This window comes from Citrobacter sp. wls706, assembly GCF_005281305.1.
Lineage (GTDB): Bacteria > Pseudomonadota > Gammaproteobacteria > Enterobacterales > Enterobacteriaceae > Citrobacter > Citrobacter werkmanii.
In genome coordinates this window covers 461,896-475,137 of sequence record NZ_SZXG01000030.1, presented here as the reverse complement: position 1 = coordinate 475,137, position 13,242 = coordinate 461,896, and the positions used below count along the sequence as shown (strand labels likewise).

Here is a 13,242-nt window from a genome sequence, read left to right as displayed (position 1 = left end):
CATTTTATGGAATTTCAGTTGGTTTAGCCAGTGCGGAAAACTTTGCTACGTTTAACTAAGGTGCGCAACATGGAAATGAGCAATGACCAAATATCGACTCAGCGATGAGCTTCGCTCCTTTAGTTACCAGGATAATGGCAATAAAAAAAGCGTATTACTACGCCAAATCATTGCCCTCATTGATTTTAATGATGTTACCGCCGGTACGCCTGGCGGCTGGATTGATGATGAAAGCGTCTTGTCGCAAAGCGGTGATTGCTGGATTTACGATGAGAATGCGCTCGCATTTTCCGGCGCATCGATAACCGGAAACGCCCGGGTTACTCAGGCAAGCGTAGTCAGAGATGGCGCGCAAATAGGCGATGCCGTGTGGATTGACCGGGCAGAAATCAGCCATCACGCACAAATACGTGACAACGTCACGATTCAGAATTCTGTTATTCGCGGCGAGTGCCTTCTGCACGGTAATGCACGCGTTGTATGTGGGTCCGAAATCATTGCCGCCAGGGGACTCACTGTTGAAAACGACCAGTTGCTGCAGATTTACGATCGGGCGACCGTCAGCCACTCACGCGTAGTGCATCAGGCGCAGATCTATGGCGATGCGAATATCAACTATGCCTTTATTGAGCATCGGGCGGAAGTTTTTGATTTCGCCCAGGTGGAAGGTAATGAAGAGAATAATGTCTGGATTTGCGATTGCGCCAAAGTCTACGGACATGCGCGCGTCATCGCCGGAACCGATGTCGATGCTATTCCTACCCTGCGCTACAGCTCACAGGTGGCAGAACATGCGGTAGTCGAGGGTAACTGCGTGCTGAAGCATCATGTGTTGGTCGGGGGACATGCTACATTACGCGGCGGACCAATCCAGCTAGACGATCATATTCTGGTTGAAGGTCACGCCTGCGTTCTTGGAGAAGTGTTGATCGAGAATCATATTGAGATAAACGGCCAGGCGCACATTGAAGCGTTTGATGGCGATGCTATTCATCTGCGTGGGCCGAAGGTGATCAACGCTGAGCAACGCATTACGCGCACACCTATCGCAGGCTTATTCTGAGGGACCATCAATGATGCGGGCATAGAGATTCACATCATGGTAATCACCATTGAGGAACTCCGCTTGACGTAAACATCCTTCCAGTTGGAAGCCATTGCGCAATGCCACCTGGTTGCTCTCAACGTTCGCTACGCGGCATTTGATCACAAAGCGGCGAATTTCCTGGCGCTGCGCATAATGATGAATCAATGCCTGTAGCGCCAGGGACATAATGCCTTTACCCTGGTGAGCTTCATCCAGCCAGTAACCAATATAAGCCGCTTTGTTCAGCGGCTCTATCTGGTTAAACGCGATGACGCCCACCACATTCTGTTGTGCAAAAATCAGGAACATTTTGGCGTAGCCGCGCTGGTGCAACATCATATTTCCCTGCACGTTTTTGCGCGTGTCGTCCTCTGACGTCACAAACTGCGGCCAGTTCAGCGACTGCTGGAGCCAGGTTTTATTCTTGAGCACCAATTGATGCAGAGGGGTGACGTGTTGTTCTTCTACGGCACGCAGTTCCAGCGTGTCACTAATGGTTATCACTTCTGGCATTTTCTTTCCGTTACGCTCGTTAAGCAGCTAATTCTGCTCACAATAAAACAGGAAGGGCTTCCCTTTTGGAAGCCCTTTTACACAGCAAGCGCTGTTTTACTTAGCTCTCACCGACACTCTCTTTTTGCAAAATTTTGAGCAGATCTTCCTTCAGGTGGAGTTTCTGTTTCTTAAGGCGAACAATGTCCAAACTATACCCCCGACCATCCGAACCTTCCAGTCTGGAGATCTCATGATCAAGGCTGTTGTGTTTTTCGAATAAGGACAGAAAGCGAGGGTTCTCGGTTTTCAGTCGGGAAATAAGGTCTCTGTATTCTGGAAACATACTTTCTCCCTGTTAGTGGACAAGAACGTGTATAAGAAATACACAGCCCCAGAGTACCCATTTGCCATACAGAAAAATGCGAACAGGATCGAGTAAATAGCGTACAGAATATTTTCAGAAAGATTGCAGATACGGCTCCCCCTCTGGAGAGCCGTAAAAGGAGTGATTAACGCATCTCACGGTCGTCAACATACTGACGTTTATCCGGCGCTGGCGGGAAGTACTGATACAGCCAAGTTTCGCTGATGGCGTCGCCCTGGCAACGCAGGAACATACGCATATCTACCGGGTCGGTTGAGTCAGACGTCGGATACCAGTCAAACTGGATACGGTAGCCGTCGATAGGCTCCACGTAGAGGATCTCAATCTGTTTCGCTTCACCGCTGGAGAGCGTAATCACCGGTTCAATGCCTTTCGGCGCAGCGGCTTTCAGATCGCCACCGACGAAGTCCACGGCAAAACGGCGCGCCCATTTTTCCGGGTAGTGCTCGCCCGGCGCCCATCCTTCCGGGAAGCCGCCCATGCCGGTACGGGTCGCCATCACGCGAGCTAACGGCGAACGTACCGGCGGCTGCGCGCTCCAGTACAGACGATATTTAAATTCCAGCTCATCGCCGGCTTTAATCGACTTCTCCGGCTGCCAGAAGCAGACAACGTTATCCAGCGTTTCGCCCGTCGTCGGGATCTCCATCAGGCCGATGGTCCCCTTGCCCCACTGGTTACGCGGCTCGACCCACAGGCTAGGACGCTTGTTATACCAGCCCATGATGTCCTGGTAATGAGAGAAGTCGCGATCGAGCTGCAGTAAACCAAACCCTTTCGGGTTGTTATCGGTATAGGCATTGAACTGCAGTTTTTGCGGGTTATTCAGCGGACGACAGATCCACTCGCCGTTGCCCCGCCACATCGCCAGACGATCGGAGTCATGAATTTGCGGGTGAATGGTGTCACACATCCGGCGTTCATTGTTACCACAGCTGAACATGCTGGTCATCGGCGCAATGCCGAGCTGTTTAATGTCTTTACGCGCGTAGATATGGTTTTGTACATCCATGATCACCTGCGTTTTCTCGCAGTGGATCACGAACTTAAAAGCGCCTGTTACGCTTGGGCTATCGAGTAGCGCATACACGGTAAAGGAGGTCGTCCCTGGTTTAACCGTTTCGAACCAGAAAGCGGTGAAATCAGGAAACTCTTCTTTGCTGTCGGTATAGGTATCTACCGCCAGACCACGCGCCGATAAACCGTACTGGTAGGTGTCATCCACTGCGCGGAAGTAGCTGGCGCCGAGGAAAGAAACCACATCACGACGGGCCAGTTCTGGCGCTTTAAACACGCGGAAACCCGCGAAACCGAGGTCAGTTTGCCCTTCCAGTTGTTTGGTATCCACACCCGCGTCGTTGTACTTAAACAGCTCCGGACGGAAGTGGATTTCACGCGCCATATGCGTACTGTCATCGACCGAGAACATGCGAACCCGGCGGCGGAATCCCATTCCCACATGGAAGAACTGCGCATCAAGCTGACGATTTTCAACATTGTTCCACAGAGACTGCTCTGCGTCATATTGAATGCTGTTGTAGGCCTGCGGCGTCAATTTCGCCAGCGTGTCGGGTAACGCACGCGGCGCGCCGCCCCAGGGTTTCTGTGCTAAGTCGTGGGCCATCGATTGCAGAACGGAAAAATCAAAACGTACGGTTTTTCCGTCTGCAATGTCAGACTCTGCCGCAAAGGCGGCGCGGGAAAAGAGTGATGCAATACCACTGGTTCCGCACACGGCGGCCATTGCCATTGAACCTTTAATAAATCGTCTGCGATTCATGCCTGAAAGTGAGTCCTTCTGGTCGTGTAAATGGTCCCGCGCCGGTCAAAATCTGCGGCAAGAGAGTGCACATTTCTGACCGCTCACTCTAGACAAAATTCATTAATAATCCAATTGTTGTTCGCCGATTATCTGTACAAAATCGAAAATATTTTATGTCGATGGGAACAGACCGAATCCCGTGTAAATTCCGTTAAAGTAAACCACACCGCCGTTTACTTCTCTCCTCCGCCTCCTGATACAGCATAAACTCGTCATATACCGTGCACCCCAGTGCCTGTTCAAACGCGTCGCGGCTGGAATTCCCGTGGCTGCGAGCCTGAGTTTCATTACCCAGATTTGACTGGAAAATCCCCGCAGCGCTCACCGGTAAGAAATCTTCGTAGGTGATAGGTTGAGCAACCAGCCAGCCCCGCTCAATAAGCGGTTGCGGATCGTCATCCGGGCGAATGGCCTGGCGATGCGCTTCGCCTGATGGCGTCAGTCGATAACGAAACCAGGCAAGTCCCTGCTGGCGCAGCAGAAACTCACTGTCCGGGAACGCCTTGAAAACCTCCTGAAGATGTAACTGATGCGTCAGATTATCTTTTCCCGTTCCCGCTTTATTCAGCAGTTCGTCATACAAGGCTCTGCCTTTCGGCGTGAGCGCTACGCCGCGCTGTTCAATCTCACCAAAACGCGCCGTGTGAGTACCGCGCATTTCACCGGCAAACAGCACCGGTTCTTCCAGCGCTTTGAAACTGGTCTGACGTAATAAAATCGGCACCTCGCGGCGCGGCGGCCCTTCAATCAATATTTTCGGCTCTATGCCGCATTCCGGCATCATGGACTGTACCCGGTCAATATCCAGCGTGCGCGGCGTCAGATGGTTGATGTGACAACCAGGGAAACACACCACATCGGCAATCAACCGGTGTTCATTGTGTAATGCGTGATAGGTCGCTTCATCTACCGTGGCGTGCTGATGCCAGCGGAAAGTTTCCAGTGCTTCATGGACAAACTCCTGCGCCTGCTCAGGCGTAAAACTGCCCTGCGCATCAAACTCATCCAGCAGTTCATGACAACGACGAGTGAAAATGTCGCGTTTCGCGAGGATCTCCGAAGCCTTTTGCCGCAGCGCTACGTTCTCGATTAATTCGAGCCGTAATAACGATGTGAATACCCGAAACGGGTTGCGCGAAAGCGATGCATCGTCGATGGGCCGAAAAGCCGTGGAATGTACAGGGACGCCGGCCTGAGAGAGGTCATAATAACTCACCGGATACATGCCCATAATGGCAAACATCCGGCGCAGCGTAGAAAGTTCCTGCGCAGTACCCACCCGGATGGCTCCGTGGCGCTCAACGTTTAGCCGGGCCAGTTCATCCGCATTAGCCAGTTTTTCATGCAACGTCGGGTTATTTTCCAGTACCGCCAGATTCACATCAGCGACAAGTTCCAGCAACGTGCCATACTGCGGGACTTCCTGCTGGTACATTGCTGACATTGCCTGCGAAAATTGTTCCCGAATCTCATCTGCCGTGATGGTGTTCGCCATAATGTCATGCCTCCAGTGAATATTACCTGGAGTGTAGAGAACGCTGCAAAGTCCGGTGGGAAGAATTTACAAAGTGTGACCCCGCGTAAATTTCCCACCCTATACAGACGGCGAACAGAACCTACTGGCGTGGTTTTAAATGACTTTCCAGCCAGGGGAGCATCTGTTTTTTACGGCTGAGCATACCTTCCACTTTGCAGGGCTGCGGGATGTCAGAAAGCTCAGAACCGGCAAACCACAGACTGGTGTCGCCCAGATTAATATCGGTGAGCATGAGCACAACCAGCGCGGCATTTTTTTCCTGCGCATAGCGCGCCATTTCCTGGCGTAATTCATCCAGCACTGTATCAACCTGTTGCAGTGCATACAGTTCAAGTTGCGCCACACAGACCTGATGCCCATGGATAGTGAAGGTTTTAATGTCTTTCTGCAGGAGTTCGCGGGCACTCATTCCTTCCACGCTCGTTTTGGCAGACAGCAGGTCACGGCTGAAGGCATCAAGGTCTACACCAGCCTTTTGAGTCAGCGCATCGACCGCCAGGCGATCGTCGGCGGTGGTCGTGGGTGAACGAAGCGTGACAGTGTCACTCAACACGGCACCCAGCAGCAAAACGGCCTCCGCAGGAGATAACTGGCTACGCTCATCTTCCGACATCAGTTGCCATAACAGCGTTGCGCTACTGCCGACAGGCTTCACCCACACTTTTGGCGGCAGACGGGTGACTAATCCCCCAAGTCGGTGATGATCGATAATCCCCACGACGTTACAGTCTGCCAGCGATTGCGGTCCCTGGGCAGGTTCGGTGAAATCAACCAACCAGACGTCACGATCGGTCAATTCAAACGTCAGTCGTTCAGGCAGTGTCAGCCCCGCTTGCGCAAAGATAAATTGCGTTTCGCGGTTAGCTTCCCCCAGACGCCATGCCGTTGCCTGCTGACCGCGTAAGGTAAGCCAACGCGCCGTCATTGCGGCAGTGCAAATGGCATCGCTATCGGGATTAAGGTGTCCTACTACATGTATCATTAATCAGTGCCTTGTAAAGATAAAGGGTGCAAAAGCAAACAATATTCAAAGTATAACGACCGGATACATTCCCTTCCATGATCCCACCACTCAGCCTGACTGTACAAAACATAAGCAAAATAAATAAGTTGTAAGTAAAACATGATAAATGTTAATAATATTTTGCTATCAAGTTATCAAAAACAAACAACTTCACTTGTCACCGATACGGCTCTGTTTTTAACATCGCTTATGGAAAAAAATGTTCTGTTCAATCAGCGCATTCGCTTGCGCCACCTGCATACTTTTGTCGCCGTTGCACAACAGGGAACGCTGGGGCGCGCGGCTGAAACCCTTAATCTGAGCCAACCGGCCCTCTCCAAAACACTAAATGAACTGGAGCAGTTGACCGGTACCCGGCTCTTTGAACGCGGTCGCCTTGGCGCGCAGTTAACATTGCCCGGCGAGCAGTTTCTTACCCACGCGGTGAGAGTACTGGACGCGCTCAATACTGCCGGACAGGCGTTAAACCAGCGCGAAGAGTCGCAGACTGACGTCGTACGGATTGGGGCTTTACCCACCGCTGCGTTGGGTATTCTTCCGGCGGTAATCGGTCCGTTCCATAAGCAGCAAATGGAAACGACGCTGCAAGTTGCCACCATGAGTAATCCCATGATTCTGGCCGGTTTAAAATCGGGAGAAATCGATCTTGGTATCGGTCGGATGGCCGATCCGGAATTAATGGTCGGTCTGAATTACGAGCTGTTGTTCCTTGAGTCGCTCAAACTGGTTGTGCGACCTAACCACCCGTTGTTGCAGGAAACCATCACGCTGAGTCGGGTGATGGAATGGCCCGTTGTGGTGTCACCAAAAGGAACGGCTCCTCGTCAGCACGCGGAGACGCTGCTGCAAAGCCAGGGTTGCAAAATGCCGCCAGGCTGCATCGAAACGCTGTCAGCATCGCTTTCCCGCCAGTTGACGGTTGACTACGACTATGTATGGTTTGTGCCGTCAGGCGCGGTCCGGGAAGATTTACGTCAGGCGACGTTGGTATCATTGCCGATTCCCACCCACGGGGCGGGTGAACCTATTGGCATTCTTACCCGTGTAGACGTGCAGCTTTCCTCTGCTGCACAAATCCTCATTGGCGCGATACGCAAAACCATACCGTTTTGATACCAAAAATTAAGGGACCATCTGGTCCCTTATAGCGTGTTAAAACGTTTCCCAGTTATCACCACTGGCCGTTGCTGCCTGCGGACTTGAATGGCTCGACGTTTTGGTACCAGGAGCGCGCTTTATCGCACTTGCGCCCTGCAAGCGGAATGTGCCGACGGCTTCAGTTAAACGTGCGGCCTGTTCTTCCAGCGATGCCGCTGCGGCCGACGCTTCTTCAACCAGAGAGGCGTTTTGCTGCGTCACCTTATCCATCTCCGAAATCGCCTGGCTCACCTGCACAATGCCCCGGCTCTGCTCATCAGAGGCCGCCGCAATTTCCAACATGATGTCGGTCACGCGTTTTACCGCATCGACAATATCCGTCATGGTATTACCCGCCGCGACCACTTCATCGGATCCCTGGTCAATGAGTCGTACCGATTCGCTAATCAAACCCTCAATCTCTTTTGCCGCCTGAGCGCTTCGGCTCGCCAGCGTGCGCACCTCGCTGGCGACCACGGCAAACCCTCGTCCCTGCTCTCCCGCCCGCGCCGCTTCTACCGCCGCGTTCAACGCCAGGATATTCGTCTGGAAAGCAATGCTGTTTATAACGGCTGTGATTTCAGAGATTTTCTTCGAACTACCTGAGATATTGCCCATGGTTTTCACCACGCCAGAAACCATCTGACCGCCACGGCTCGCCTTGCCGGAAGCATCTTCCGCCAGCTTGCTCGCATGGTGCGCGTTGTCAGCGTTTTGCTTCACCGTAGCCGTCAGCTCTTCCATACTGGCCGCCGTTTCTTCAATCGCCGCGGCCTGTTGCTCCGTACGTGAGGACAAATCGGTATTCCCTGCAGAAATCTCACTGGTACCGCGATAAATTTCCTCTGCCCCCTGGCGCACCGTGCCCACGGTTTTCACCAGCGAATGCTGCATAGTTTGCAGATGACGACTCAGGCGACCAATTTCACTGCGCCCGGTCGGTTCCTCCGGCATGGTCAGGTCGCCTGCCGAAATTTGCTCGATGCGCAGGGCTGCACGTAACAGAGGATGAATAACGGTGCGGCGCAGAACGATAAACGTCATCACGGTGAGCACCAGCGCGAGGGCAAATGCACCGAGCATAAACGCCATACCAAGTTGCGTACGTTGGTGCGCCTGCTCGCTGAGGTTATTCGCCCTGGCAGTGCGAATTTCAATGGCTTTCAGCAGCACCTTGTTGTAGGCAGAATCCAGCGGTCTGGCCTGTTCATTTTCGTGGTTGATAATCGCTTCAAACATGCCGTTTTTAGCGTATTTCAGCATTGGCTGTAAACCGTCGGTATAGGCTTTGAAGCTGGCGCTTAATTCGGCGTCTAATGCTTCATCAGCAGACGTTTTCACCGTACGCGACATATAAGCATTGAAGCCGTCCTGCGATTGCTTAATCCGTTTTTCTGCCTCGGCGATATTGGCCTTCATGTCATCCATTTCGGCAATGCGGCTCGCCGCGCCGGCATGGATCATGTTAATACGTGCGGTGCGTAAGTGGTTAGAGCTGTTAGATAACCCCATCCTGACCTGAATCTCGTCGGTCACATCGCGCTGATCGCGATCGGCCTGCATAAGAAAATAGCTTGCCAGCCCTGAACTTAAGGCGAACAACAGAAGGATGCCACCGAGAATGGAGGAAAACAGCGGAACCAGTCGGATTTGATGCAAAAAACCCAGTTTATGCTGGGCCTGCATCGATGTTGTGTTGTCCATGACCGTCGACTCTCTTGTAGGGTTTATGCGTGAAAACACGCCCGTTAGATAGTCATCGGCAATCCGTGAGGTTTACTTACCGTAAAAAGCGTCGGATTCGTCACACTTTCACAACATAATTCTAAAAAATTCAGGAAAGTGCCAGCGGAGAAATCCGCTGGCCAATGAATCAGTTATCGCCAAAATGGATAACGGTACGAATGGACTTGCCCTGATGCATTAAATCGAATGCTTCGTTAATCTGCTCCAGCGGTAAGCGATGGGTGATAAACGGATCCAACTGAATTTTCCCGCTCATCGCTTCTTCGACCATTCCCGGGAGTTGAGTGCGCCCTTTCACGCCACCGAACGCCGAACCGCGCCAGACTCGCCCGGTAACCAGTTGGAACGGACGCGTTTTGATTTCTTGTCCGGCACCTGCCACGCCGATGATGATGCTCTCGCCCCACCCTTTATGGCAGCATTCCAGCGCCGCACGCATCACGTTAACGTTGCCTATACATTCAAAGCTGAAGTCCACACCGCCATCGGTAAGCTCAACAATCACATCCTGAATCGGTTTATCGTAATCATTCGGGTTGATGAAATCAGTCGCGCCCATTTCACCAGCCAGTTTGAATTTCTCCGGATTGGTATCAACGGCCAGAATACGTCCGGCTTTCGCCTGCACCGCGCCCTGAATCACCGCCAGGCCGATGCCGCCAAGACCAAATACGGCCACGGTATCGCCTTCTTTCACTTTCGCAGTGTTATGTACTGCTCCGATCCCGGTAGTGACGCCACAGCCCAGCAGACACACTTTGTCCAGCGGAGCTTGCGGGTTAACCTTCGCCAGTGAGATCTCCGCGCAAACGGTATATTCACTGAAGGTACTGGTGCCCATATAGTGATAAATCGGCTCACCGTTATATGAGAAGCGAGTCGTGCCATCCGGCATCAGGCCCTTGCCCTGGGTGGCGCGTACAGCCTGACACAGGTTGGTTTTCCCCGATTTACAGAACTTACACTCACCGCATTCTGCCGTGTACAGGGGAATGACATGGTCGCCCGCTTTCAGGCTGGTGACGCCTTCGCCCACTTCAACCACAATACCGCCGCCTTCATGGCCAAGCACCGCCGGGAATACCCCTTCCGGATCGTCGCCTGAGAGCGTAAAAGCGTCAGTATGACACACGCCAGTGTGGGTAATTTTAACCAGAACTTCACCTTTCTTTGGCGGTGCGACGTCGATTTCGACAATTTTTAGCGGTTGGCCGGGGCCAAATGCAACTGCTGCACGTGATTTCATTTGTCTCTTCCCATTATTGCGAGGTGATGGTGTTATTTTAGATAAGCGCGAAGAAGATGGCCGATTTCAGCCATACGTACGGCTCGCTGGTCTGGCGTTGTCTCGCCGCTGACCAGTTCGTCTTTCAGGTGGATCTCAACCATTTCGCCCATCAGGCCATTGGATGCGCCGCGTACAGCGGCAATTTGTTGCAGGATCGCAAGGCACGGTTCGCCGGACTCCAGCGCCCGCTCAAGCGCGTCAACCTGACCGCGAATACGACGAACACGGGTGAGGATACGTTTTTTATCTTCAGGTGAATGTGGCATACGCCCTCCAGATACTATAGGGGGGTATACTATCAGAATTTTTACATATTTGTAAAATATAAGAATTATTAAATATCATAGACTTATGTTAAGTCGCTATCAGCCATATGCGGACATATGCAGTCTTTTCTATGCCCCCAAAATCTGCGCCCCGGATTCCTAAAAATGAGGTTAGTCGAAATCACCGTCCCCAAACGAACGTCTGTTACAGCAGCAGTTGTGCCGGTGCTGATAGTAACATTCCCGTTGGCGTCAGGTTTTTTGCCGTTTACCGTGAAAGTTAGTAGGTATTCCACGCCGTCGGCCACAACAACCAGATCGTTTGCTGTTGTACACTCAAACCGCCAGCGTGATTTACCCCCACTCAGGAGTAGAGGTTGGTTAATCGCGACTTAGCAGACAAACGTGGGAAGCATAACACCCACCATAAATAGGAGTTGAAACAACTAGTTACTTTTGTAAAATTAGCAGACACGCCCAGGGAAGGTACAGCAAACACAGAAGCCTCAGTGCTACATGGAACTATATAATAACCATAAAAAATCGCGCGTTAGTTAACGGTTTCCTTCATTAAAGGTGTTGTCATGTCTCAAGAGCCCACTGCAGGCCAATTTTTTTGGGGTATTATTCTTTTTGTTATCACTGCTATTCCTCTTGGATGTATCGGAGTTGCTATGCTGGTGATGGCGCAAGGGATAGAGCGTTGGTCTGGTCTTGTTTTCTTAGCTGTTGCTTTTGGCATTAGCCAGAGTATCTGGAGAAAACTGTCTGGAAAATAACTAAGAAACCACAGATCAAAGCAGGATTATTATCCTGCTTTTTTATTGTGCTATGTATCTGCGAACACGGCGCGGGTGTCCAGTTTGTTAAACCAGAACATGCGGGGGCCGCAACACACGTCCAAAATGGTTTGCTGTAACATCACTCCCCCCTTAATGGCTATACCAGAGGCTTGGCAAGCGTTCTTAAATTTCACCTCACACTTCAGGCGACACACGTTATAAATTGCAGCCAAGTCAGATGGGTCGAATTCATTGTTGATATAATCGTCGAGTGTTTTTCTGGGTGGCATAATTAGCGAAATACTTCTCGCCTCCAGTTCGGTTAGCCCCCGGAACGACCACCAGCTCTTTATCTTTACTACCCGTCATCGATACATTAAGATTTGAATCAACCGGTATTAATACTCACCTCACGCGCAGTAAATCAGTAAAACGCGTCGTATAGCGAGGTGAGAGCATTTCTCGTTTCATTTGCCACGACTGCTCAATCCCCTGTCCGGCAAACCAGATTGTCCCGCGCCCCTTTTTATTCAGCCGATCAATCACCCTCATCAGTTCCGCACTGCCGTGCCGGGGGGCGTTGCCATCAAACAGATTCAGTTGTGCCACGCCAGAACTAAAAAAATCGCCCAACATCACACCCGCTTTTTGATAATGTTGCCCCTCTCGCCAGATAGCGTCCAGGCTGCGCGTTGCCGCACTCATAATTTCCCGTGTGTCCTGGGTCGGGATCAGCAGTTTTACCGACGCGCTGTTAGCGTAATAAGGGTCCTTTAGGGCAAATGGACTGGTTTTGATAAACACAGAGATAAATCGACAGAACTGATGCTCACCGCGCAGCTTTTCCGCCGCACGTGAGGCATAGGTGCAAATTGCTTCACGCATCGCGTTATAGTCCGTGAGTTTTTCACCAAACGATCGTGAGCAGACGATTTCCTGTTTAACCGGCGCAAACTCTTCCAACGCCAGGCACGACTCACCGCGCAATTCCCGTACGGTTCTTTCAAGAACAACGTTGAAGTGTTTGCGAATAAAACGAATGTCGGTATCAGCCAGGTCACGGACGGTTTTAATCCCCATCGCGTCCAGTTTTTTACTGATACGGCGGCCCACGCCCCACACTTCACCAACAGGGAGTGCGGCCATCAGCTTACGCTGGTGGTCAATATTTGATAAATCCACCACTCCTCGAGTCTGTTGCGGCCATCTTTTGGCGGCGTAATTCGCGAGCTTTGCCAGCGTTTTGGTCTGGGCGATGCCAACGCCAACCTGAAGTCGTGTTTTCTGTAGAATTGTGGCCCTTATTTCGAGACCAAAATCCGTCAGATCCCTACAGTTTCTTACTCCCGTCAAATCGCAGAAGGCCTCATCAATACTGTACCTTTCCACATGTGGAGAGAGGTCTTCCAGGATAGACATGACCCGGCCGCTCATATCCGCATACAGTTCATAGTTGGAACTAAAACACACCACGCCGTAGCGCCGGAACAGATCTTTCTGTTTGAAGTACGGAGCACCCATTGTCACGCCAAGCGCCCGAGCCTTCGCGCTACAGGCGATAACACAACCGTCGTTATTGGAAAGAACGACAACCGGTTTGCCTTTCAGATCGGGCCTGAATGCCATCTCACAGCTGGCATAAAACGAATTAACATCCACCAGGGCAAACATAA

General features: G+C 51.7%; 12 protein-coding genes and 1 pseudogene. 3 read left to right on the top strand and 10 right to left on the bottom strand.

The window, feature by feature from the left end; genetic code table 11:
• The first annotated feature begins 82 nt into the window (after positions 1-82).
• Positions 83-1,063 (top strand): YdcK family protein, encoded by a 981-nt coding sequence (gene ydcK / locus FDW92_RS10225; RefSeq protein ID WP_042308253.1) that lies wholly within the window; start codon positions 83-85, stop codon positions 1,061-1,063.
• Here the strand turns inward: ydcK and rimL are convergent.
• The 5 genes from rimL to FDW92_RS10200 all read right to left on the bottom strand — a co-directional run bounded on the left by rimL (position 1,055) and on the right by FDW92_RS10200 (position 6,308).
• Positions 1,055-1,600 (bottom strand): 50S ribosomal protein L7/L12-serine acetyltransferase, encoded by a 546-nt coding sequence (gene rimL / locus FDW92_RS10220; protein WP_042308251.1) that lies wholly within the window; start codon positions 1,598-1,600, stop codon positions 1,055-1,057. The genes ydcK and rimL overlap by 9 nt on opposite strands.
• 100 nt (positions 1,601-1,700) lie before the next feature.
• The gene (locus tag FDW92_RS10215) at positions 1,701-1,925 is read right to left on the bottom strand and encodes a YdcH family protein (RefSeq protein WP_006684453.1); all 225 of its coding nucleotides are present in this window, start codon (positions 1,923-1,925) and stop codon (positions 1,701-1,703) included.
• A 166-nt stretch (positions 1,926-2,091) separates the two neighbouring features.
• Entirely contained in the window at positions 2,092-3,747 is a 1,656-nt protein-coding gene (locus FDW92_RS10210; protein ID WP_042308249.1) for a glucan biosynthesis protein, read from the bottom strand.
• Positions 3,748-3,940: 193 nt separating this feature from the next.
• Complete coding sequence (locus FDW92_RS10205; protein ID WP_042308247.1) at positions 3,941-5,284, bottom strand: VOC family protein; 1,344 nt, start codon at positions 5,282-5,284, stop codon at positions 3,941-3,943.
• 121 nt (positions 5,285-5,405) lie between these two features.
• Entirely contained in the window at positions 5,406-6,308 is a 903-nt protein-coding gene (locus tag FDW92_RS10200) for a manganese-dependent inorganic pyrophosphatase (RefSeq protein WP_042308245.1), read from the bottom strand.
• A 231-nt stretch (positions 6,309-6,539) separates the two neighbouring features.
• On the opposite strand from FDW92_RS10200, the gene FDW92_RS10195 reads away from it, so the two are divergent.
• The gene (locus FDW92_RS10195; protein ID WP_038640774.1) at positions 6,540-7,463 is read left to right on the top strand and encodes a LysR substrate-binding domain-containing protein; all 924 of its coding nucleotides are present in this window, start codon (positions 6,540-6,542) and stop codon (positions 7,461-7,463) included.
• Positions 7,464-7,502: 39 nt separating this feature from the next.
• On the opposite strand, the gene FDW92_RS10190 is transcribed toward FDW92_RS10195, so the two are convergent.
• From FDW92_RS10190 to FDW92_RS10180, 3 genes are all read right to left on the bottom strand, one after another.
• Entirely contained in the window at positions 7,503-9,191 is a 1,689-nt protein-coding gene (locus FDW92_RS10190; RefSeq protein ID WP_042308244.1) for a methyl-accepting chemotaxis protein, read from the bottom strand.
• A gap of 169 nt (positions 9,192-9,360) precedes the next feature.
• Positions 9,361-10,479, bottom strand: a complete 1,119-nt coding sequence (locus FDW92_RS10185) for an S-(hydroxymethyl)glutathione dehydrogenase/class III alcohol dehydrogenase (RefSeq protein WP_038640779.1) — start codon at positions 10,477-10,479, stop codon at positions 9,361-9,363.
• Between the two features lie 32 nt (positions 10,480-10,511).
• Positions 10,512-10,787, bottom strand: coding sequence for a metal/formaldehyde-sensitive transcriptional repressor (locus FDW92_RS10180; RefSeq protein WP_003833178.1), 276 nt, complete (start codon positions 10,785-10,787; stop codon positions 10,512-10,514).
• A gap of 584 nt (positions 10,788-11,371) precedes the next feature.
• Between FDW92_RS10180 and FDW92_RS10175 the strand changes: the two genes are divergently transcribed.
• Entirely contained in the window at positions 11,372-11,566 is a 195-nt protein-coding gene (locus FDW92_RS10175) for a hypothetical protein (protein WP_042308241.1), read from the top strand.
• Positions 11,567-11,622: 56 nt separating this feature from the next.
• Here FDW92_RS10175 and FDW92_RS23205 read toward each other — a convergent pair.
• Together FDW92_RS23205 and FDW92_RS10165 are read right to left on the bottom strand one after the other, a co-directional pair.
• Positions 11,623-11,709: pseudogene (locus tag FDW92_RS23205) on the bottom strand (SAM-dependent methyltransferase); the annotation flags it as partial.
• 265 nt (positions 11,710-11,974) lie between these two features.
• On the bottom strand, positions 11,975-13,240 hold the full coding sequence (locus tag FDW92_RS10165; RefSeq protein WP_042308236.1) for a Y-family DNA polymerase: 1,266 nt from the start codon (positions 13,238-13,240) through the stop codon (positions 11,975-11,977).
• Positions 13,241-13,242: the final 2 nt, after the last annotated feature.

Coding starts and splice junctions, on each gene's coding strand:
- ydcK (WP_042308253.1), top strand. CDS start 83: ATGACCAAATATCGACTCAGCGATGAGCTTCGCTCCTTTAGTTACCAG.
- rimL (WP_042308251.1), bottom strand. CDS start 1,600: ATGCCAGAAGTGATAACCATTAGTGACACGCTGGAACTGCGTGCCGTA.
- FDW92_RS10215 (WP_006684453.1), bottom strand. CDS start 1,925: ATGTTTCCAGAATACAGAGACCTTATTTCCCGACTGAAAACCGAGAAC.
- FDW92_RS10210 (WP_042308249.1), bottom strand. CDS start 3,747: ATGAATCGCAGACGATTTATTAAAGGTTCAATGGCAATGGCCGCCGTG.
- FDW92_RS10205 (WP_042308247.1), bottom strand. CDS start 5,284: ATGGCGAACACCATCACGGCAGATGAGATTCGGGAACAATTTTCGCAG.
- FDW92_RS10200 (WP_042308245.1), bottom strand. CDS start 6,308: ATGATACATGTAGTAGGACACCTTAATCCCGATAGCGATGCCATTTGC.
- FDW92_RS10195 (WP_038640774.1), top strand. CDS start 6,540: ATGGAAAAAAATGTTCTGTTCAATCAGCGCATTCGCTTGCGCCACCTG.
- FDW92_RS10190 (WP_042308244.1), bottom strand. CDS start 9,191: ATGGACAACACAACATCGATGCAGGCCCAGCATAAACTGGGTTTTTTG.
- FDW92_RS10185 (WP_038640779.1), bottom strand. CDS start 10,479: ATGAAATCACGTGCAGCAGTTGCATTTGGCCCCGGCCAACCGCTAAAA.
- FDW92_RS10180 (WP_003833178.1), bottom strand. CDS start 10,787: ATGCCACATTCACCTGAAGATAAAAAACGTATCCTCACCCGTGTTCGT.
- FDW92_RS10175 (WP_042308241.1), top strand. CDS start 11,372: ATGTCTCAAGAGCCCACTGCAGGCCAATTTTTTTGGGGTATTATTCTT.
- FDW92_RS10165 (WP_042308236.1), bottom strand. CDS start 13,240: ATGTTTGCCCTGGTGGATGTTAATTCGTTTTATGCCAGCTGTGAGATG.